The sequence below is a fragment of the Roseateles sp. genome (genome assembly GCF_039929605.1).
Classification (GTDB): Bacteria; Pseudomonadota; Gammaproteobacteria; order Burkholderiales; family Burkholderiaceae_C; genus Pelomonas.
This window is the reverse complement of the sequence record NZ_JBDSQX010000052.1, coordinates 1-20,521: the sequence shown is the minus strand read 5'-3', so window position 1 is coordinate 20,521 and position 20,521 is coordinate 1. Positions and strand designations below refer to the sequence as shown.

18 protein-coding genes, 2 tRNA genes and 2 pseudogenes are annotated in these 20,521 nt (G+C 66.5%); 12 read left to right on the top strand and 10 right to left on the bottom strand.

Annotated features, from left to right (window positions below):
• Positions 1–74: 74 nt before the first annotated feature.
• Together ABIS05_RS07470 and ABIS05_RS07465 are read right to left on the bottom strand one after the other, a co-directional pair.
• Positions 75–1,160: pseudogene (locus ABIS05_RS07470) on the bottom strand (esterase-like activity of phytase family protein); the annotation flags it as partial.
• Between the two features lie 259 nt (positions 1,161–1,419).
• Positions 1,420–1,716 (bottom strand): c-type cytochrome, encoded by a 297-nt coding sequence (locus ABIS05_RS07465; RefSeq protein ID WP_348012894.1) that lies wholly within the window; start codon positions 1,714–1,716, stop codon positions 1,420–1,422.
• A gap of 59 nt (positions 1,717–1,775) precedes the next feature.
• Here ABIS05_RS07465 and ABIS05_RS07460 point away from each other — a divergent pair, with 59 nt between their 5' ends.
• Positions 1,776–2,036, top strand: a complete 261-nt coding sequence (locus ABIS05_RS07460) for a TIGR04438 family Trp-rich protein (protein ID WP_348012893.1) — start codon at positions 1,776–1,778, stop codon at positions 2,034–2,036.
• 24 nt (positions 2,037–2,060) lie between these two features.
• On the opposite strand, the gene ilvD is transcribed toward ABIS05_RS07460, so the two are convergent.
• Positions 2,061–3,740, bottom strand: coding sequence for a dihydroxy-acid dehydratase (gene ilvD / locus ABIS05_RS07455; protein ID WP_348012892.1), 1,680 nt, complete (start codon positions 3,738–3,740; stop codon positions 2,061–2,063).
• 91 nt (positions 3,741–3,831) lie between these two features.
• Here ilvD and ABIS05_RS07450 point away from each other — a divergent pair, with 91 nt between their 5' ends.
• The 6 genes from ABIS05_RS07450 (at position 3,832) to ABIS05_RS07425 (ending at position 7,585) form a co-directional block, all read left to right on the top strand.
• Positions 3,832–4,686 carry a LysR family transcriptional regulator gene (locus tag ABIS05_RS07450; protein ID WP_348012891.1) on the top strand — a complete coding sequence of 285 codons (855 nt, stop codon included), beginning with the start codon at positions 3,832–3,834 and terminating at the stop codon, positions 4,684–4,686.
• A gap of 45 nt (positions 4,687–4,731) precedes the next feature.
• Entirely contained in the window at positions 4,732–5,550 is an 819-nt protein-coding gene (gene lgt / locus ABIS05_RS07445) for a prolipoprotein diacylglyceryl transferase (RefSeq protein WP_348012890.1), read from the top strand.
• Positions 5,551–5,630: 80 nt separating this feature from the next.
• The gene (gene dnaQ / locus ABIS05_RS07440) at positions 5,631–6,359 is read left to right on the top strand and encodes a DNA polymerase III subunit epsilon (protein ID WP_348012889.1); all 729 of its coding nucleotides are present in this window, start codon (positions 5,631–5,633) and stop codon (positions 6,357–6,359) included.
• Positions 6,360–6,430: 71 nt separating this feature from the next.
• Positions 6,431–6,505: transfer RNA gene (locus ABIS05_RS07435), tRNA-Val, on the top strand.
• An 86-nt stretch (positions 6,506–6,591) separates the two neighbouring features.
• Positions 6,592–6,666, top strand: a tRNA-Val gene (locus tag ABIS05_RS07430).
• Positions 6,667–6,856: 190 nt separating this feature from the next.
• The gene (locus tag ABIS05_RS07425; RefSeq protein WP_348012888.1) at positions 6,857–7,585 is read left to right on the top strand and encodes an alpha/beta hydrolase; all 729 of its coding nucleotides are present in this window, start codon (positions 6,857–6,859) and stop codon (positions 7,583–7,585) included.
• A 10-nt stretch (positions 7,586–7,595) separates the two neighbouring features.
• On the opposite strand, the gene ABIS05_RS07420 is transcribed toward ABIS05_RS07425, so the two are convergent.
• From ABIS05_RS07420 to ABIS05_RS07410, 3 genes are all read right to left on the bottom strand, one after another.
• Positions 7,596–8,087 (bottom strand): dihydrofolate reductase, encoded by a 492-nt coding sequence (locus ABIS05_RS07420; protein WP_348012887.1) that lies wholly within the window; start codon positions 8,085–8,087, stop codon positions 7,596–7,598.
• Positions 8,084–8,899 carry a thymidylate synthase gene (locus ABIS05_RS07415; RefSeq protein ID WP_348012886.1) on the bottom strand — a complete coding sequence of 272 codons (816 nt, stop codon included), beginning with the start codon at positions 8,897–8,899 and terminating at the stop codon, positions 8,084–8,086. Before ABIS05_RS07415 ends, ABIS05_RS07420 begins: the two co-directional genes overlap by 4 nt.
• A gap of 113 nt (positions 8,900–9,012) precedes the next feature.
• Positions 9,013–9,747 (bottom strand): DUF6445 family protein, encoded by a 735-nt coding sequence (locus tag ABIS05_RS07410; RefSeq protein ID WP_348012885.1) that lies wholly within the window; start codon positions 9,745–9,747, stop codon positions 9,013–9,015.
• A gap of 311 nt (positions 9,748–10,058) precedes the next feature.
• On the opposite strand from ABIS05_RS07410, the gene ABIS05_RS07405 reads away from it, so the two are divergent.
• From ABIS05_RS07405 to ABIS05_RS07385, 5 genes are all read left to right on the top strand, one after another.
• A complete protein-coding gene (locus tag ABIS05_RS07405) occupies positions 10,059–10,301 on the top strand; it encodes a hypothetical protein (protein ID WP_348012884.1) in 243 nt (80 codons plus the stop codon).
• A 292-nt stretch (positions 10,302–10,593) separates the two neighbouring features.
• On the top strand, positions 10,594–10,743 hold the full coding sequence (locus tag ABIS05_RS07400) for a hypothetical protein (RefSeq protein WP_348012883.1): 150 nt from the start codon (positions 10,594–10,596) through the stop codon (positions 10,741–10,743).
• Positions 10,744–10,967: 224 nt separating this feature from the next.
• Positions 10,968–11,462 carry a hypothetical protein gene (locus tag ABIS05_RS07395; RefSeq protein ID WP_348012882.1) on the top strand — a complete coding sequence of 165 codons (495 nt, stop codon included), beginning with the start codon at positions 10,968–10,970 and terminating at the stop codon, positions 11,460–11,462.
• Positions 11,455–12,186, top strand: coding sequence for a hypothetical protein (locus ABIS05_RS07390; protein WP_348012881.1), 732 nt, complete (start codon positions 11,455–11,457; stop codon positions 12,184–12,186). The genes ABIS05_RS07395 and ABIS05_RS07390 overlap by 8 nt, the downstream gene beginning before the upstream one ends.
• Before the next feature lie 145 nt (positions 12,187–12,331).
• Positions 12,332–13,297 carry a reverse transcriptase family protein gene (locus tag ABIS05_RS07385; RefSeq protein ID WP_348012880.1) on the top strand — a complete coding sequence of 322 codons (966 nt, stop codon included), beginning with the start codon at positions 12,332–12,334 and terminating at the stop codon, positions 13,295–13,297.
• Between the two features lie 99 nt (positions 13,298–13,396).
• On the opposite strand, the pseudogene ABIS05_RS07380 reads toward ABIS05_RS07385, so the two are convergent.
• The 4 genes and pseudogenes from ABIS05_RS07380 to ABIS05_RS07365 all read right to left on the bottom strand — a co-directional run bounded on the left by ABIS05_RS07380 (position 13,397) and on the right by ABIS05_RS07365 (position 20,294).
• Positions 13,397–14,535: pseudogene (locus ABIS05_RS07380) on the bottom strand (lactonase family protein).
• Complete coding sequence (locus ABIS05_RS07375; RefSeq protein WP_348012879.1) at positions 14,532–16,343, bottom strand: ABC transporter transmembrane domain-containing protein; 1,812 nt, start codon at positions 16,341–16,343, stop codon at positions 14,532–14,534. The pseudogene ABIS05_RS07380 and the gene ABIS05_RS07375 overlap by 4 nt, the downstream one beginning before the upstream one ends.
• Positions 16,344–16,689: 346 nt before the next feature.
• The gene (locus ABIS05_RS07370) at positions 16,690–17,736 is read right to left on the bottom strand and encodes a carotenoid 1,2-hydratase (RefSeq protein WP_348012878.1); all 1,047 of its coding nucleotides are present in this window, start codon (positions 17,734–17,736) and stop codon (positions 16,690–16,692) included.
• The gene (locus ABIS05_RS07365) at positions 17,733–20,294 is read right to left on the bottom strand and encodes an FtsX-like permease family protein (protein WP_348012877.1); all 2,562 of its coding nucleotides are present in this window, start codon (positions 20,292–20,294) and stop codon (positions 17,733–17,735) included. The genes ABIS05_RS07370 and ABIS05_RS07365 overlap by 4 nt, the downstream gene beginning before the upstream one ends.
• Positions 20,295–20,521: the final 227 nt, after the last annotated feature.

The following is a 20,521-nucleotide window of genomic DNA, read 5'->3' as shown; positions in this document are numbered from 1 at the left end:
TCCAGGTGGATCTTCAGGAACTCGGTGTTGTCCGAGCCCAGGTTGCGGCCGCCTGTGCCGGGGTAGTTGTTGTCGTTGGCCACCAGCAGCGTGTGGGCGTCCAGCACCAGCACGCTCTCGATGGTGACGAACGGGAAGGTGAACTGGTTGCTGCCGTCGCCGTTCAGGTCGTGCGGGTCGGCAATGTTCATCAGGTCGACCACCTCGGTCTTGCTGACGTTGCCGCTGCCGTCGACATGGTCCAGGTCGATCTTGAAGATCTTCTTGAACGGCGTGCCGCCGCCGGTGGCCGTGGCGCCGTTGCGCTCGATGATCAGGAACTCGTGGTCGTTGATCGCCGTCATGTCGCCGATGTTGGTGCCGGCGGCATCGAGCTTGTAGTGCCATTGCTGGCCGGTGTAGGCCTCGGCGTTGACATCGAATGCATTGATGCGCAGCGTGCCGGCGGTATCACCTGCAACGGTGCCTTCGAGCAGCGTGTAGAGGCGGTCGCCGGACTGGTTGGCGGCCATGCCCTCGAAACCGCGCGAGCTGCCAAGCGTGGAGATGACGCTGCCGTTGACGACGGCGGGGTTCTGCGGCGAGTACACGCCCAGCATGCCGATCTCGCGGCGCAGCACTTCGCCCTTGGCGTTGGTCTTGATCAGGTAGGGACCGAACTCGTCGCCGAACCACAGGTTGCCGTTCTTGTCCTTGCGCACCGATTCGATGTCCAGATCGGCCCCGGTCAGCAGGCGGCCGCTGCGGATGCTGGCATCGACCAGCGGGTTGGCCGCGCTGTTGTAGTAGCGGCTGTAGTCGGCCTGGACCTTGATGGACAGGAGGTTGTTCGGGTCAGACAGGCCGACGTAGCTGGCGGACGTGAAGCCGGACATGGCTGCGCCGGTCTTGTAGTTGGCCGCCGAGACCGTGCCCGTGCCGCCGGTGGCGGTCTTGAAATCAGGCGTGACGGCATAGAGGCGCAGCAGCGCGTCGGCTGAGTTGCCCTGGGTGCCGAAGCCGTTGTCGGGCATGAACAGGTAGCTGCCCGCCGTCGGGCCGGCCAGCACGGCGGAGAAGCCCTGCACGGATTGCTTGTTCAGCAGCGGCAGCGGGTTGCCGCCGGCGCCGGTCGCGAACTGGCCGGAGGTCGGGCCTTCGGCAAACGTGTTGGCGGGCATCAGCGCCCAGCCTTCCAGGTTGGCGGAGGCGGCCTGTACGTTGCCGACGCCGAACAAGCCGGCAAGGGCTGCCGCGAGTGCGGCGCGTTTCGGGAGGGAGTTGTTGTTCATGGGCAGCGTCGGGGCGCGCAGAACGGCCTGCGCGCTGGCGATTCTTCGCACTCGCCATGAATCGCCGGTGACAGCCGACCCATGCCGCCGCTTCGGCGCTGCAAAAGAGAACGGGCCCGCAGGCCCGTTCTTCACACAGGAGCCGAGGTCACTTGACCGTCAGCACCCACTTGGCTAGCGTTTCCGCCTCGGCCGGCGTGACCGCGTTGGGCGGCATGACCATGGCGCCCCAGACGCCGGAGCCGCCCTTCTGGATCTTCTCCGCCAGCTTCTTGTAGGCGTCCTTGTCATTGGCGTACTTGGCGGCCACGTCCTTGTAGGCGGGGCCGACCAGCTTCTTGTCAATCGCATGGCAGGCCATGCAGTTCTTCTTCTGCGCCAGCTCCGGGTTGGCAAAGGCGGCGGCGGGGGCAAGCAGGGCAAGACCGAGGAGCAGGGCTTTCATGGAAACCTTTCGGAGCGTTGGACTACAGTGAACGCAAAGATACCTGAAGGAGTTGACGCATGGCATTTGTATTGGTTGGCGCGCTGTTGCTCGTCCTGCGTCTGGGCGGCTGGGTGCAGTTCCACCAGGACGACTTCTGGGCCTGGGCCATCGTGCTGACGCCCTTTGCGCTGGCCGTCGTCTGGTGGAAATTCGCAGACGACAGCGGCCTGACGCAGAAGAAGGCGATGGATGCGCTGGACGCGAAGAAGGCCGCGCGCCGTCAGCAGCTCATGGAAGGGCTGGGCCAGTCCAAGCCTGACTCGAAGAAGAAGCGGTGAGCGCGCTTCCCGGTTGCTTCGCCGTCACTCAAACAGGTCCAGCACCGCCCCGGAGCTCGCGCTGGACGCATTTTTCGCAAACTTCGCCAGCACACCCCGCGTGTAGCGCGGTGCCGGTTGCACCCATGTTTCGCGGCGCTTGGCCAGTTCGTCGTCGCTGACGTTGAGGTTCAGCACCAGTTGATGCGCGTCGATGGTGATGGAGTCGCCCTCCTGCACCAGCGCGATGACGCCGCCCTCGTAGGCCTCGGGCGCGACGTGGCCCACGACCATGCCCCAGGTGCCGCCCGAGAAGCGTCCGTCGGTGATGAGGCCGACGCTTTCGCCCAGGCCCTGGCCGATCAGCGCGCCGGTGGGCGCCAGCATCTCCGGCATGCCGGGGCCGCCCTTGGGGCCGAGGTAGCGCAGCACCATGACGTCGCCGGCCACGATCTTGTTGGCCATGATGGCCGCTAGCGCCGACTGTTCGTCGTCGAACACGCGCGCCGGGCCGGTCATCACCGGCGTCTTCAGGCCGGTGATCTTGGCCACGCAGCCTTCGGGTGAAAGATTGCCGCGCAGGATGGCGAGGTGGCCTTCGGCGTAGATGGGCGTGGCGACCGGCAGGATGACGTCCTGCTCGGCGCTCAGCACGGGCACGTCGGCCAGGTTCTCGGCCACGGTCTTGCCGGTGATGGTGATGCAGTCGCCGTGCAGCAGACCTGCCGTCAGCAACTCCTTCATGACGGCGGGCACGCCGCCGGCCTTGTGCAGGTCCACGGCCAGGTATTTGCCGCTGGGTTTGAGGTTGCACAGCACCGGGATCTTCTTGCGCATGCGCTCGAAGTCGTCGATGGTCCATTCGACTTCGGCCGCGTGGGCGATGGCCAGGAAGTGCAGCACCGCGTTCGTCGAGCCGCCCGTGGCCATGATGACGGCGACGGCGTTCTCGATGGCTTTCTTCGTGACGATGTCGCGCGGCTTCAGATCGGCCTTGACGGCCTCGACGAGGAAGTCGGCCGCCTTCTTCACGTTGTCGACCACCTCGTCCTCGACGTTGGACATGCTGGACGAGTAGGGCAGGCTCATGCCCAGCGCCTCGAAGGCCGAGCTCATCGTGTTGGCCGTGTACATGCCGCCGCAGGAGCCGCTGCCGGGGATGGCGCGCTTCTCGATCTGGCAGAAGTCTTCCTCGCTCATCTTGCCGGCGCTGAACTGGCCCACGGCCTCGAAGACGCTGACGATGTTCAGGTCCTGGCCCTTGTAGTGGCCCGGCTTGATGGTGCCGCCGTAGATGTAGATCGCCGGCACGTTGGCGCGCAGCATGCCCATCATGCCGCCGGGCATGTTCTTGTCGCAGCCGCCGATGACCATCACGCCGTCCAGCCACTGGCCGCCCACGCAGGTCTCCACGCAGTCGGCGATGACCTCGCGCGACACCAGGCTGTACTTCATGCCCTCGGTGCCCATGGCCATGCCGTCGGAGATGGTGGGCGTGCCGAACAGCTGGGCGTTGGCGCCCGCGGCCTTCAGGCCGATGACGGCGGCGTCGGCGAGCTTTTGCAGGCCCGAGTTGCAGGGCGTGATCGTCGAGTGGCCGTTGGCGATGCCGATCATCGGCTTGCCGAAGTCGCTCTCCTGGTAGCCCATGCCGTAGTACATGGAGCGGTTGGGGGCGCGGGCCACGCCTTCGGTGATGTTCTTGCTGCGGCGGTTGAAGCTCATGGAGGTCTCCTCGTGAAGTGGCGAGTTTGGCGCGCCGCTCAACGCTGATCAAATATATTGTTCACGTCGAATCAATATGTGCGGTGAATCAATGATCGAGTTGCGCCCTCTCCAGCAATTCCTTGCCGTGGCCGAGCTGCTGCACTTTGGCCGTGCCGCCGAGCGGCTGCACATGAGCCAGCCGCCGCTGACCCAGGCCGTGCGCAAGCTCGAAGCCCAGCTCGGCGTGCAGCTCTTCGAGCGCAGCAGCCGCAGCGTGCGCTTGACGGCGGCGGGCGCGGCGCTGCAGGTCTCGGCACGGCGCCTACTGGCCGAGGCCGCCGCGCTGCCAGCGGAGGTGAAGGCGGTGGCCGACGGCCTAGCCGGCCGGCTGCGGCTGGCCTTTGTGTCCACGGTGGGCTTTGGCGGCCTGCCGCAGTGGCTGCGCTCCTTTCGCGAGGCCTGCCCGCAAGTGGCCCTGGCGCTGCGCGAGGCGACGCTGGACGTGCAACTGCATGACTTTGCCACTGGCGCCATCGACGCCGGCTTTGTCATTCACACCCCCGGCAGCGCGCCGGCCGGCTTCGAGCGCCTGTCCATCGGCGTCGAGCCCCTCGTGCTGGCTCTGCCCAGCAGCGACCACACGCCCAGCGATGACGAGTGCCGCGCCGCCCCGCTGGTCATCTTCCCCCGCGAGGTTGCGCCGTCGCTCTACGACGCCATCCTGGCTCACCACGGCGCTGCGGGCGTGGCCCAGGAGGCCATCCAGATGCAAACCATCATCAACCTCGTCTCCGCCGCCATCGGCGTGGCCTGGGTGCCGGCCAGCCTGCAGGGCCTGCAGCGCGCGGGCGTCGTCTACCGCAGCATGGCCCGCGCGCCGGAGGTCGAGACCAGCCTGATATGGCGCAGCGATGCGCCACCCGTCGTGGCCCGTTTCGTCGAGCACGTGGCCGGGCGGGGCTGAGGCGCTGGCTATGATGCGCGCCGCCTCCCGCTTCCTGACCGAGCCATGCTGGTCCACCCCCAGTTCGACCCCATCGCCCTCCGTCTCGGCCCCGTGGCCGTGCACTGGTACGGCATCACCTACCTGATCGCCTTCGGCCTCTTTCTGTGGCTGGCGGGCAAGCGCGCTCGCATGCCCCAGCACACGGCCGTGGGCTGGACCAAGCCGGACGTCGACGACGTGCTGTTCTACGGCGTGCTCGGCGTCGTGCTCGGCGGGCGCCTGGGCTATTGCCTGTTCTACAAGCCCGACTACTACATCAGCCATCTCACCGAGGTGTTCGCGGTCTGGAAGGGCGGCATGTCCTTTCACGGCGGGCTGCTGGGCGTGCTGTTCGCGCTGTGGCTGTTCGGCCGCAAGCGCGGGCGCAGCTTCTTCGAGGTGTCGGACCTGATCGCGCCCTGCGTGCCCACCGGCATCATGGCCGTGCGGCTGGGCAACTTCATCAACGGCGAGCTGTGGGGGCGCCAAGCGCCGGCCGACCTGCCGTGGGCGATGGTCTTCCCGCAAGCAAACGACCTGGCAGGCTTTGCACGCCATCCATCGCAGCTCTACCAGGCGGCGGGCGAAGGCCTGCTGCTTTTCATCGTGCTGTGGCTCTACGCCCGCAAGCCGCGCGCCACGGGGCAGATTTCAGGCATCTTCATGCTGGGCTATGGCGTGCTGCGCTTTGCGGCCGAATACTTCCGTGAGCCGGATGACTTCCTGAAGGAGTTCGCCGTCCGCACCGGCCTCAGCATGGGCCAGTGGCTTTGCGTGCCGATGATCCTGGGCGGCCTGGCCATCTTTGCGTGGGCTAGCAAGCGCAACCAGAGACCGGCATAAATGAAGCCCCCACGCTCGCTTCACTCGCTGCCCCCCGAGGGGGTGCGTCAGTGGCTTCGGACGGCCGGGCGCTCACTGACATGAGGCAGATCTTCTTCGACACCGAAACCACCGGCCTGGACGCCGACAAGGGCGACCGCGTCATCGAGATCGGCTGCGTGGAGATGGTCGACCGCCAGCTGACCGGCAACAACCTGCACCTCTACATCAACCCCGAGCGGGCCAGCCATGAGGACGCGCTGCGGGTGCACGGGCTGACCGAGGCCTTCCTGTCGGACAAGCCCAAATTCGCGGCGATCGTTGACCAGTTGCTGGCCTTCCTGGTCGGTGCCGAGCTGGTCATCCACAACGCGCCCTTCGACATCGGCTTTATCAACGCCGAGCTGAAGCGCCTGCGGCGCGGCGTGCTGACCGACCACGTCGGCGGCGTGCGCGACACGCTGCTGATGGCGCGCGACCTCTTCCCCGGCAAGGCCAACTCGCTGGATGCGCTGTGCCGCCGCCTGGAGGTGGACAACACCAAGCGCGTGCTGCACGGCGCGCTGCTCGATGCTGAACTGCTGGCCGACGTCTACATCCGCCTGACGCGCGGCCAGGACGCGCTGCTGATGGACGACCACGGCGACTCGGCCGGCGGCGACGCGCACGCGGCCGTCGAGGCGGTCGACCTGAGCAGCTTCGATCTGCCCGTGTTGCGGGCCGATCCGGGCGAGATTGAAGCCCATGCCAAGCTGCTGGCCGACCTTGACAAGGCGGCCGGCGGCGCCTGCAAATGGCGTGCGCTGGAGCCCGCCCAAGCCGTGGCATAATCGCGGGCTTCGCGGAACCCGGACGGGTTTCGAGATACGTAGATGCATAGATGGTGCATAGATGGAATTCAGGGCGGTTAGCTCAGGGGTAGAGCACCACATTCACACTGTGGGGGTCGCAGGTTCGAAACCTGCACCGCCCACCACGACTTCAACGAGTTGCGGTGGTCCTGAATGCACGCAGCACCGGCGAAGCCCGGCGCGGGCAAAGCAGATTTCAGTTCGCAGGATTGGGCGGTTAGCTCAGGGGTAGAGCACCACATTCACACTGTGGGGGTCGCAGGTTCGAAACCTGCACCGCCCACCAATCCGATCTTCAGACCCGGCCTGGGTTCGACTCAGGCCGGGTTTGTCGTTTCTGGGTTGCGTGTTCCGCCCGCCTTGTCACGGCCTGCGTCGTTGCCCCGGGCTACGGACGCCGCAGAACAGCGCTTGTCCGACACCGCCAACGGCGAGCCCCACTTACCGTGGCGCTCCGACGCTTCTGAGGCAATGCCATGCCACTCACTCCCCTGCTGCTACTGCCCGGGCTCATGAACGATGGCCGCGTGTGGGACCCGATCCTGCATGCGCTACAGCGTGAGCGCCTGGTGGTCATCGGCCAGACGCATGTCGCCGACAACATGGCGGATCTCGCTGCCGCCGCCGTCTCCAACATGCCCAGCGGCCCCTTCGCCGTCGCCGGCTTCTCGCTGGGCGGCTATGTCGCGTTGGAGCTGTGTCGCCAGGTGCCGGATCGCGTCAGTGGCTTGGCGTTGATCGACACCAGTGCGCAAGCCGACAGCGCCGAGGCCAGGCAGCACCGCCAGCGCATCGTCGATGGCTTGGCGTCCGGCGGCACCAGCTTCACCGAGGCGATAGCGCCGTTCCCGGCCAAGCTGTTCCACCCGGCGCATGCCGATGACGCCGGCCTGCGGCGCCTGCTGGAGGGGATGGCCCGCAGCGTGGGGCAGGACGGCTTCGTGCGCCAGCAGAAGGCGGCGATGGACAGGCAGGACCGGCGCGATGTGCTGCGCACGTTGCGCTGCCCGGCGCTCGTCGTGTGCGGACGCGAAGACAAGGTCACGCCACCGGAGCGCGCCGAAGAGATGGCACGGCTGCTGCCAGGCGATGTCGAGCTGGTGCTGGTGCCCGACTCGGGCCACATGACGACGCTGGAGCAGCCGGCCGCTGTGGTGGCGCCTTTCCTGCGCTGGCTGACGAAGGTGGATGCCGGGCTCGCCTGAGGACTTGAACTCAGTCCCGTCGCACGTAGTCGACGAAATCGAAGCGCGCGCCGCCCACGCTCGTGCGCGGCTCGCGGCCAGCTTCGGTGAATTGCTCGCGTGGCCAGGCCGGGAAGTGCCGATCGGCGTCGGGGAAGCTGGCGTCCACCTCGGTCAGCGCCAGCTTGGCCGCGCGGGGCAGGGCGAGGGCATAGATCTCACCGCCGCCGATGACGCAAACCTCGGGCTCGGCGCAGGCGGCCAGCGCGGCGTCCAGGCTCGCGAAAACTTCGGCGCCCGGCAGCTCGGTCGCGCTGCGGCTGACGACGAGGTTGCGCCGCCCCGGCAGCGGCCGGAACTTGGCCGGTATGGAATCCCAGGTCTTGCGGCCCATGACGACCGGCTTGCCCAACGTCAGCGCCTTGAAGCGTGCCATGTCCTCGGGGATGTGCCACAGCAGCGCGTTGTCGCGGCCGATGGCACCGTCCTTCGCGATGGCGGCGACGAGCGTAATGAGGCTCATACGGCCACCGGCGCCTTGATGGCGGGATGCGGGTCGTAGCCACTCAGCTCGAAGTCCTCGAACTCGTAGTCGAAAAGGCTCGCCGGGCGGCGCTTGATCGTCATCGTCGGGTAGGCGCGCGGCTCACGGGCGAGCTGGGTCTGCACCTGCTCCACATGGTTGTCGTAGATGTGGCAGTCGCCGCCGGTCCAGATGAAGTCGCCCAGCGCTAGGTCGCACTGCTGGGCCAGCATCATCGTCAGCAGCGCGTAGCTGGCGATGTTGAACGGCACGCCGAGGAAGATGTCGGCACTGCGCTGGTAGAGCTGGCAGCTGAGTTTTCCGTCCGCCACGTAGAACTGGAAAAACGCATGGCAGGGCATAAGCGCCATCTTGGACAGCTCGGCCACGTTCCAGGCGCTGACGATGATGCGGCGGCTGTCGGGGTTGGTTTTGAGCGTCTTCACCACGTCGGCAATCTGGTCGATGTGCCCGCCGTCCGGCGTCGGCCAAGAGCGCCACTGCACGCCGTACACCGGGCCGAGGTCGCCGTCTTCCCGCGCCCACTCGTTCCAGATCGTCACGCCGCGCTCCTGCAGCCAGCGGGCGTTGCTGTCGCCGCGTAGGAACCACAGCAGTTCCAGCACGATGGATTTGAGGTGCACCTTCTTCGTCGTGACGAGCGGGAAGCCGGCGGCCAGGTTGAAGCGCATCTGGTGGCCGAACACGCTGCGCGTGCCGGTGCCGGTGCGGTCGCTTTTGCGCACGCCATGCTCGAACACATGGCGCATGAAATCTTCGTATTGCTGCGGAGGGCGGGGCAGGGTGCTCATGGCCGCCATTGTCGGCGACAGGCCCCCGGGGCGGCGTGCTCGCCGAGGTCTTCGCGATCAGCAAGGGCGCGCGACGGTGACCGGTTGCCGACCGCGCGATCGGGCATTGCCGCTCACGCCGCCGCGCGCCTGCAGGCGAAGAAACCGTTCAGCGTGAGGCGGCCGCGAAGCACATCTGCGCTCTGGCGGGTGGGGTGGTCCACGTCGGGGGCATGAAAAAGTGACCCGTCGTAGAAGATGGCGCGGTTCCAAACCGGGAGGACTCGTGCCACGCGCTCGAAATACGCGTTGCTGTCCGTCATGTAACCCGGTTGCACGCCGTGGCGCGCGCTGAAAGTCGCGGCATCCAGGACCGCGCTGTCGGCCAGCATGCGGTCAGTCTCGACCGGACCTTGCAGTGGGCGATAGAAGCTGGTGCCGCCCAGCGCAGGGTCATCAAACAGATACAGCACACCGGCCGCGACCAACATTTGCGATTCCGCGTCAGTGAGCACGCGGTCGCGATGGCACTGCCAGAGCAGAGGCTCCAGCGCCTCAGGGGGCGTGCTCAGCACCGACATTCGCACTTCGTGCTGCAGCGTGCGACGGCCTCCAAGCGGTGCACGCGCATGCTGCGCAAATAAAACCGCCATCTGCTCGCCCATTGTCTTCGGCGCGCCGAGCACCAAGCCTGGATACGGAAAGCTCGGGGTCCCGAAGGCCTGAGTGGCCGCCCATTGACGCACTCCCTCGGGGTTGGCCAAGGCGTCGTCCACCACCACGCATTGAGAGCCATGCGGCAGCGGCACGACGCGCACGCGCGGCTCGGGATTGAAGAATCGACCTGCAGCGTCCAGCCACTCTGCCATCACGGCGCATCTCCCGAATCTGTTCTGTTTTTCATCATATTCGGCGACGACAGAGGACCGTGGCCGGCGCGCGCGCAGCTCAGCCCGCGCCTGTGGCGCCCTGGTTGGCCCACCGCAGCACCCATCTTCCCGGCCGATGCCGACTCTCTTGTGGCCGACGACGTCCTGCGGCGCGCCGGACGCGCGGCTGGACGATCAGTTCGCCCGGGATCGACGTTGCTCCGCGCGCCCTTCACGACGACGCGGCCCACCCCGGGTCAATATGGGATCGGCGCCGACAGTCGGCGACTCAGCAGCCAAGGACGCACGCGATGACCACCGTACAAATCACCTTGCCCGATGAGCTGGCCCAGAAGGCGGCCAGCGCCGGTTTGCTGTCGGCCGACGCGAGGGAGGCCATGCTGCGCGAGCAACTGCGCCGCCGCGCAGGCGAGGCGCTGCAAGCCCTGTGGCAGCGCCTGCCGACCGAGGAACTCACCCCTGAGACTGAGCAGGAGATCGTCGAGGAGGTGCGCCAAGTGCGTGCCCAAGCGCGACTGCACGGGGCCAGTTGATGCCGGGTTCAGCCCTGCGGCTGGTGCTCGACACCAACGTCGTGGTGGCGGGCCTCTTGTGGAACGGGCCGCCCAGGCGTTTGATCGAACTGGCCTTCGCTGACGAAACGGTCGAGCTTTCAGCAGCCCGGTGCTGCTGGATGAACTGGCCCATGCCCTGGCCTATGCGAAGTTGCGACGACTCACGGTTTGAACGCTCGCCACGCTTGAAACACCGACGGGGCGGCCCATTGACCGGAAGCACGGTTGCGTTGAAGAAGCCGCGCGCCGCAAGCTGGGCATCGTGCGACGCATGTCACTGGGCCTGATCAACCAGAACAAGACGATCAAGGGCAGCAGGAAGTCCAAGCGCCACCTGGCGGCCTGGAGCACCACGCATCTGCAGACGCTGCTGGGCCTTCAGCCCATCACGCCGGCCACCTCTGCGGCTGCTTTGCCGTAGCACGGAAACGGTGGGTGGCTTCATGCAATCGCCCTGGGGTGACCCCGACCCCCTGGAGTTCTGTGTCGCGAGGCCTGAGGGAACCTTCGCTGTCGTCTTCATTCCCAATCTGTTATACGCACCAATCGCAGCTTTGAATTTCGTAGCCGGCAATACTGTCGGCATGGTGCCATTGCTGATATCGGTCAAAAAGTGCGCCAGAGTCGATTTGAGCCGGGAACAAGATGGAACAAGTAGGCAGTCATTTGAGGAAAGAAGCCATTCGCCTTATTCCGTCAGGTGAGGCTGACCTATTTGGTCGGACCGCTTTTAATAGATTCTATTACGCAACCTATTTGGAGGTTCGAGCCGGCTTGTCGAAAATGAGGCCCGAATGGGCCGGCGAAATGCCGCATGCGACTATCCCAGAGGTGCTTCGTGGCACGATAAAACGCGAGTTGGCAAAAGGTAGAGCGAAAGCCTTGAAGGCAGACGATCACAATTTGGCAAGCCAATGCGCCAGCGCTGCGTCCGCTGCTGAAGACTTAGCGAGATTGATGGACGAAGGTCGTCAAGTTCGCGTAACTGCTGATTACTACCCTGAAGTGCTTGTTAATTTCGTGGTTGCGCCAGATTTTGAACTGAATTCCGTAGCGGTGAACACTGCCAGTACTTGGCCTTTCCGCGCGAAAAGCTTTGTTCGAATAATTCTGGGAGTCTGGAGGCAAATTAATGCCTGACGACTACTCGCAGCTCCTTGCCATGCTTATGGAGCGTAACTTAGAAGTGATTGGCTCGATAGTAAAAGACAGCGGGCCTCAAGGCATAACTTTTGTTCGAATTGCTGTGCGGCGTGACGCTGAGAATAAGCAGCGGCCAAGCAACAGGCTTTTGATCGATATAAAGGCGGCGCTGAAGGACGCAGGCCATGACGTAGAGTTCTTACTTTCTGATTCTTTGGGTGTTGATGTGGAAGGTGGGTTGCGTGCAACGCTTATGCATGCTTTTGGACCTGAAGTAAGAAATGTTTTTCTGTCATTACAGGGAAGCGTTGGAAATGTTTGGGTGGAATCGAAGCGAGCGCTTTCGGAGTCCGCCTTGAATGCCATAAGAGGTCGGGCCAAGATTTATTTGGCCGAACTAACTTTGGAGCTGGGTGCTTTTGCCCTAACGAACGCGGAGAATGTGCCGTCGGACACGGTGGTTCTCAAGGTCCTCCGCCAAATTGCACCAGCCACCACGGAGCAAGTAGTTCAACTACTTGTTGAGCGCGGCTTCGATGTGCCATCAGACGACTGGATGAAGCGCCGCTTGGATGCGTTGAGAAAAGTCGGGAAAATAGTGTGGCTAACACAGGGTAAATTTGCCTGCTCATTGAACGCTACTCGAGCGTTGGGTACGATAAAGGGCCGGGGTAGTCCAGATATTTCGAGATTGCTTGCGCTTGCAAGAAAGGGGCGTTAAGCTCTCGGCGCGGGAGTCTCAGGCGAGGGTATGCATCATGCCCATTTGCCAAGATCTTGTATAGAAGGAGCCGGATAAACGTCCGGGTCTCCTTCGAAGCCCCAGCCGTTTATCCGGCCGCGATACGAAAGCTAAGCTTTGCTAAATGAGGCTCCCGCAACTTTTTCTCGACTCGCAGTTCTTCCAGTTTTCTTCGCTCTCAGAGCTTTATAGAGCAGGTGAAGGAAATATTTCAGCGTCAGAGTGCGCCCAAATGCAAGTGCTCGCGAACATGGGGTTGCCGCCCATAACCTCACGCGCTGCTTTGGCGGCAATGTTGGGAATAAATCCCGGACTAATTTGGTCTTTCGAGACGAGGCCGTCAAGGCATTACCGCACTTTCTACATTCCAAAAGGCAAAGGCCTTCGTAGAATAGATGCGCCAAGGGTCGCCTTGAAAATAGTTCAGAAATGGATAGGATTCCAGCTTGCAAAGAAGTATGGACCTCCAAAGCACGTTTATGGTTTTGTTGAGGGTCGCTCGCACATAGACGCTGCTCAGCTTCATTGCGGGGCCTCCTGGGTATTTGGTGTTGACATTCAGGGCTTCTTTCCTTCAACGCCCATTGGTATGGTTGCGAAATCGCTGGTCCATATTGGTTTCGACGAATTGGGAGCGACGCTAATCGCGAGGCTTTGCTGCTTTCAAGACGTATTGGCGCAAGGAGCGCCATCAAGCCCTGTCCTTTCCAATATTTGCTTCTCCCAGTACGATGCTCTTCTGAGTGAAATTGCAGAGAAGTATAGTGTGCGACTGACTAGATATGCCGATGACATAGTGTTTTCTGGGAGCGGCGAATTTCCTTCGGCCCTCAAAGGTGATGTGTACTCTCTGTTTGCCGTCGGCCCCTGGTCGCTGTCAGAGCAAAAAACTAAGTTGTCAATTTTGCCGCAGCGTCTAAAGGTTCACGGATTGCTCGTGCATGGAAGTAAGGTTCGGCTTACTAAGGGCTACAGGAATCGGTTGCGAGCTTATGAGCATCTCTTGGCCTTAGGGAGGATCACCTCGGAGTCCATGGACTCCGTTAAAGGGCATCTTGGCTACAAGCGGCAAGTGGAGAAGAGGGTTTAACTGTTGTGATCAACATTGCGGATCGCAACGTTCCTGAAGTTTTACCCTCTGTCACCCCGACCCCTTTGGCCTTCTGGCGGTATTCCGTTCCGACAAGGCTTAGCGCTGCATGAAGCGAACGTAGGCCGGCTGCTCAATCCCCACTTCTCCGCCGACGCGTAACAGCGTCCCCTGCTCCGCATCGACGCGAAAGACCGTGACGTTGCCCCCGTTCTGATTCGCCGCCACCAGAAACCGCCCGCCCGGCACGAGGCCAAAACTGCGCGGCGAGCGCCCTCCGGTGCTCGTCGCCTCGACAAAGCGCAACGACCCGTCCTGCGGGTCAATCGCGAACACCGCGATGCTGTCGTGCCCCCGGTTGGACACGTAGAGAAACCGGCCGTCTGGGCGCACCAGCGTCTCCGCCGTGCTGTTGCCTTCAGCAGAAGCCCCCGCAGGCAGCGTGGACAGCACCTGAAAGCCCTCCAGCGCGCCGGTCGCAGCATCCACGCGGTAGGCGGCCACGCGGGACGTCAGCTCCAGGTTCACGTAGGCGTAGCGGCCGTTCGGATGAAAAGCCATGTGGCGCGGGCCGCCGCCGGGTTCGGTGGTGGCGTACGCAGGCGCGTTCGGCGAGAGCCGGCCGCTCGCCGCGTCCAGTCGGTAGATCAGCACCTTGTCCAGCCCCAGGTCGGGCACGTAGGCGCGGGTCTGCGTCGGGCCGGGGTAGATGCCGTGGGGGTGCGGTTCCTTTTGGCGCTGCGGGTTGACGCTGGAACCTTCGTGCTGAATCCTGGAGGCCGCCGGCCCCAGGCGGCCGTCGTCACCGATCGGGTATGACACGACGGTGCCGCCGTTGTAGTTTGCCAGCAGCAGCACGCGCCCGCTGGCGTCGATGGAAATGTGGCAGGGGCCGCTGCCGCCCGAGGCTGGGTGTTGAGCAGGGACAGGCTGCCGTCGGCCTGCACCGCGAAGGCGGCGACCGCCTCTGTCCAGGCGCCGTCTGCGGCGCGGCTGGCAGTGACCGAATAGACCAGCGGCTTGCTCGGATGCATCGCGAGAAAGCCCGGGTTGCCGATGGCGGCCGCCAGCCGGGGCGGGGAGAGGGCGCCCGTGGTCTCGTCGAAGGTGGAGACGTAGATGCCTTTGCTCTCACCGCCGGTGTCGGTGCCGAAGTAGGCCAGCGTCTCAGCCGGTGTGGCGATGGGCAGCAGGGCGGCGATCAGGGCGAGGGCAAAGGCGTGGGCGAGCTTCTTCATGCGGAGGCAACAGCCTCCGCGCCGGCCACCAACCCAAACTGCATCGCCGCCAACTTCGCATACAGCCCGCCGCGTGCCACCAGTTCGTCGTGCCGCCCGATATCGACGATGCGCCCGGCCTCCAGCACGACGATGCGATCGGCCTTTTGAACTGTGGCCAGCCGGTGCGCGATGACCAGCGTGGTGCGGTGCTGCATGGCCGCTTCCAGCGCGGCTTGCACGACGCGTTCGCTTTCGGCGTCGAGCGCGCTGGTGGCTTCGTCGAGCAGCAGCAGCGGTGGGTTCTTCAGCATGGCGCGGGCGATGCTGATGCGCTGGCGCTGGCCGCCGGACAGGCGCACGCCGCGTTCGCCCAGAAAGCTGGCGTAGCCCTCGGGCAGCGCGCGGATGAAGTCGTCGGCGAAGGCGGCTTTTGCGGCGGCGATGACCTCGTCGTCCGTCGCGCTGGGCCGGCCGTAGCGGATGTTCTCCATCGCCGTCGTCGAGAAGATGACGCTGTCCTGCGGCACGAGGCCGATGTTGGCGCGCAGGTCGGCCAGGCTGATCTGCTGCGTGGGCACGCCGTTCAAGCGGATGGCGCCGGACTGCGGGTCGTAAAAGCGCAGCAGCATCTGGAACACCGTCGTCTTGCCGGCGCCGCTGGGGCCGACGAGGGCCACGGTCTCGCCGGGCTGAACGGTGAGAGACAGGCCGTTGAGCGCTGCCGTCAGTGGGCGCGAGGGGTAGTGGAAGCTGATGGCGTCGAACTCGACCCGGCTGCCGCCGGTCGTTGCCGGCAGCAACCGGGGCGCTGCGGGGTCGGCCACCGGCGAGCGGGCTTCCATCAGCTCGATCAGGCGCTCGGTGGCGCCCGCCGCGCGCAGCACGTCGCCCCACACCTCGGCCAGCACGGCCACGCTGCTGACGAGCAGCGTCACGTAGACGACCGTCTGGCCCAGATGCCCTGCGGATATCGTGCCGGCGATGACGGCCTGCGTGCCCTGGTAGAGGCCCCACAGCATGGCGCCGAAGACCGCCGTGATGATGAAGGCGACGAGGAAGGAGCGCACGCGCGTGCGGCTGATGGCGGTGTCGAAGGCCGCCTCGCTGGCGGCGTCGAAGCGCTGGCTTTCCGCCTTCTCCTGTGTGTAGCTTTGCACCACGGTCACGGCGTTCAGGATTTCGGCGGCGATGGCCGAGGTGTCGGCCACGCGGTCCTGGCTGGCGCGTGACAGCTTGCGCACGCGCCGGCCGAAGTACAGCGCCGGTGCCACCACCAGCACGAGGATGCCCAGCACCTGGCCCATCACATAGGGGTTGGTGACGACCAGCATGATCAACGCGCCGACGCCCATGACCATGTTGCGCAGGCCCATGGACAGGCTGGAGCCCACCACGGTTTGCACGACGGTGGTGTCCGTCGTGATGCGGCTCAGCACCTCGCCGGTTTGCGTGGTCTCGAAGAACTCTGGGCTCTGGCGCAGCACATGGCGGTAGACGGCGTTGCGCAGGTCGGCCGTGATGCGCTCGCCCAGCCAGCTGACCATGTAGAAGCGCGAGGCCGAGAACAGGCCCAGCGCCGCGCCCACGGCGAACATCGCGAGGAAATGCTCGCGCAGCGCCATCAGCCGCTCGCCCGGGTTGGCGGCGCCGAAGCCGGCGTCGATGAGGCCGCGCAGCGCCAGCGGGAAGGCGAGCGTGGCCAACGCGGCACACACCAGCAGCACCAGCGCCAGGGCGATGCGGCCACGGTAAGGGCGCAGGAAAGGGGCGAGGCCGCTGAGGGAGCGGGCCTGCTTGGAGGCGGGGCGGTCGGTGGTGGAACTCATGAGGTCAATTCGTCGGTCGGGACTGGTGCAGCCGCGTTTGGGGCAGGGCTTGGCGTGCAGGGTGGGAGGCCATGGCGCGCGGATTGTGGGTCAGAGGCTGAGGGTTTTTGCGTGCAAAGCGGGCGCGGATGAAAAGCTCTCAGCATCTCAGGTGTCCATTCCGCATTCGCGTCACCCGCCATGCATGAAGGAAGTGTTTCGGGCCGAGCGCCGGGCCGCTCCCAAGCCGGCCCGACTGGCGATGTGCTTGAGGCTCAATGCCGCAAGCATCGCCGTCCCCACGGGGGACCGACTAGGCTTACCCGCGTACAGCGGGGCAAGACTGGGCGAGGGGCGCACTATCACTTCAGAGCAGCGGCGGTCGGCCTGCGTAGCCGGTGAGCTCCAGGTAGCCGGCGCCCAATGAGCGCTTTTCGCGGTCGAGCAACTGGGCAACGCCTTCCCAATACACCAGGCCACTGCTGTGCCGTGCATCGATCTCCTGGGCGTCGAAGGCCGCACGCAGCAGCATCTCGCCGGCGGGGGATTTGAGCCGCCACTCGACCGGGTAGCGCGCGCCGGTGGCCGGGCTGGCCCAATGCCGCGTTGCGGTCATCTGGACTTCGTCGGGACTGAAGCTGCGGTCCGCCTGGCCCGGTGTGCGCAGGCTGCCGCCGGCCCAGTGGCGCGAGCCGTCCTTGCGGCGCAGCTGGAAGAGGGTGAGCGCACGGCCGTCGTTCAGGTTGATGCCGAGCCAGTCCCAGCCGGCAGCTTCGCCGAGCACCTTGTCGCTCCATTCATGGTCCAGCCAGGCGCGGCCGGCGAGGCTGTGGCGGGTGCCGTCCAGCCTCAGCGCGGCCTGCGTCAACAGCTGGGGGCGCGAGTAGTAGTGGCTGAACTGGTCGTCGTGCGGCCCCTTGCGCGACACGCCGGCATCGCCCTGCAGCAGGGGCGCGTCGGGCGAGGCCAGCTCCAGCTCCAGCGCGAAGCCGGGGCCGCTGAAGGCAGCGCGGTAGCCGTCGCCCTCGCGCTTGAGCGTCCAGTCGCGCAGCTTGAGGTCGCATTCGCCCACGCGCGCATGCACGGCGCCGGGCAGGGTGCGCAGCAGGCGCTGGGCGTGGCGCTGCTTCTTGGCGCTGAGGTCGGACAGCGCCACATGGCCGAGCAGCAAATGCTTGGCGGCAAGTGGGCTGGGGTGGTCGGCCGCCGCCGGGCCGGGCAGGCGGAAGAAGGTGAGCTGGTAGCCGAAGCGCGGCGGCGCGCCGTCGCGGTCGCCGAGCAGGCCGGTGAGGTACCACCACTCGATGGCCTGCAGCGGATGGGCGCCGAAGTCGTGCGGGAAGTTCAGCGCCGCCTGCACCTGCCGTTGCACGGCGAGCGGCAGCGCGCCAATCAGCAGCGTGCGGCGCTTCATGCGTCCTCCCTCACGGCGCGCACCGCGTCGGCGCCCAGCGCGCGCCGGCCGGCCAGCAGCGATGCGCCCACGGCGGCTGCAAACGCCAGGCCGACGAGAACGGCCAGCCGGGCGACGGGCAGGTGCATCTCCATGCTCCAGTGAAAACTCTGCGGGTTGACGACGAACACCAGCACCGCGCTCAGGCCCAGCCCCAGCGCCAGCCCGGCCAGTGCACCGGCGCCGCCCTGCAGGCTGGCTTCGAGCAGCAGCAGCCGCATCAGCGCGCGGCGCGACAGGCCCAGGTGGCGCAGCAGCCCGAACTCGCGCCGCCGCGCCAGCGCCTGCGCCGACTGGCTGGCGATGACGCCGAACAGGCCCACCGCCAAGGCCACCGCCTGCAGCCACAGCGTGATGGCAAAGCTGCGGTCGAAGATTTGCAGCGACAGCGAGCGCAGCTCGCCGGCCGCTGCGGTGTCGATGTCATCCGGGCGCGGTGCCGCAGCGCGCACGGCGGTGCGGGCTGCATCCAGCGCAATGCCAGGCGCCAGCCACAGCGCGGCCTCGGTCGTTGCCGGGTCGCCGCTGGCCTGGCGGTAATCGCTCAGTGCCATCCACAGCGCGCCGCTCTGGCGCGAGTAGTCGCGCCACACGCCCTGCACCTGCAGCCGGGCCATGCGGCCACTGTCGACCAGCTCGACGCTGATGACGCGGCCGGGCTTCAACCCGTTCTGGTCCCGCGCCGCCTCGTTGACCCACACGGGCAGCGCGCCCGTCGCGGCGGCGCCGCGCCAGCGCTCCAGCAGTGGCAGGCTGCCAACGTCCATGCGCCGCGCCGTTAGAGCGATGGGGTCAGCACCGGGCGCCAGGCGGGCCCGCGTGCTGCGTTGCGGCGCGCTGCGGGCGATGCCCGGCAGACGTTCGAGCGCGGCCAGGTAGGCTGGCGGCAGCGGCGCGGGCAGGCCATCGGGGCTGCGCAGGGCGGAGCGCACGTAGAGGTCGGCGGGCAGGGCGTGGTCCAGCCAGCGCATCAGCGATTCCCGGAAGCTGCCGATCATGACGGTCATCGCCACGGCAAGCGCCAGGGCGACGAGCACCCCGGCCAGCGCGCGGCGCGCCTCGGTGGCCTGGTCGCGGCTGCGCTCGCGAGCCAGCAGCAGCAGCGGGCCTTGTGCCGCCTCAGGCAACCAGCCCAGCACGGCCGTCATCCCGCGCACCAGCGCCGGCACCAAGGCCAAGCCGCCCAGCAGCAGGAACAGCATGGACAGGTAGGCGGCGACGGGCGTGTCGTTCCAGACGGGAGGCATCCAGGCCAGCGCCGCGCCCAGCAGCAGCCCGCTGGCGCCCACCCAGGCCGGCAGCGTGCGCCCGGCCGGCAGGCCCAGGCCCTTGAGCACGAGTGCCGGCGCGATGCGGCGCACGGTCAGGGCCGGCGCCAGCGCGGCCACCAGCGCGGCGGCCAGGCCCAGCAAGCCGTAGAACAGCGCGGGCCCGGTAAGCGGTTGGCGCAGCAGCAACTCGACAGACGAGCCGCCCGCGCCGTGCAGGCCCAGGTCGCTGCCCATCAGTTTGAGCGCACCTGCGGCCAGGCCCACGCCCAGCGCCAGGCCCAGCGCGGTGCCCATCAAGCCGATCACCAGGCCCTCGGCGAGGATGAGCCGCCAGCGCATGCGGGCCGACACGCCGAGCACGCCCACCAGCGCCCATTGCGGCAGGCGCTGCGCGGTCGCGAGCGACAGCACCGCGTAGACGAGGAAGCTGCCGGTGAACAGCGCCATCAACGCGAGCAGGCCGAGGTTGACGCGGTAGGCGCGCGTCAGGTCCGCCAGCCGAGCGCCCTCGTCATCGGGCGGTGTGGCGCGCCAATGCGGGGGCAGGGTGGCGGCCCACGCGGTGGCGTTGACGCCGTCCGCCAGCTGCACGTCGATGCGGTCCAGCGCGCCGAGGCGGCCGAGCAGCTGTTGCGCGTCGGCAATGTCCAGCACGCCCAGCGGCGTGTTGCCGGCGGCGATGCGCCCGCCGACGTTGAGCACCACATCGCGCGGCGCGCCGCCACCGGGCGGGGCCAGGCGCAGCGTCAACTCGGTCTGGCCCGGCGCCAGGTGCTCGCGGGCGGCCGCGTTCAGATGGATGGTGCTGCTGGCCATCAGCGCCAGCGGGCCGCCGTCGACCTGCGGGATCAGCTCAGGCGCCAGCGGCTTGGCACCGGCGGCCGAGGCCAGCAGGGCAAGCGGGTCGATGCCGACGAGGCGGATCAGCAGCCCGCGGCCATCGCGGCCCGTCTGCCCGGGCCACAGGGCCTGGCCCTCCAGCACCGGGTTGGCGGCGCTGACCTCGGGGCGGTTGAGCACGGTGGCCAGGTCGGCATCGGTCAGTGGGCCCGAGCGGGCGCGCAGCACCAGGTCGGGCTGACCGTTGACGCTGCGGGCGGCGCGGGTGAACTCGGTCAGCGCCGCGCCGTTGAGCAGGTGCACGCCGAAGGCGAGGGCGACGCCGAGCATGACGGCGACGACGGCGAGGATCACGCGACCGGGTTGGTCGCGCCAGGCGGGCCAGGTAAGGTGGCGCCAGAGGGTCATGGGCGTGGCACCTTGGCGCTTCGTGCGGCGCTTGTTTTTTGCCGAGTCCCATGCCGGGAGTTCGCCCCGGCGGGCGACTCACTTTTTGGGCCGCCAAAAAGTAAGCAAAAAGCTCCCCCCTGACCGCCCCGCCCTCCGCTGCGCTGCGGGTCCCCTGCGGTGCTCAGCCCCGAAGCCCCGCGCCGAACTCGCGCCGCTACGCTCTGCTCAAACAGGCGTCGCGAGTC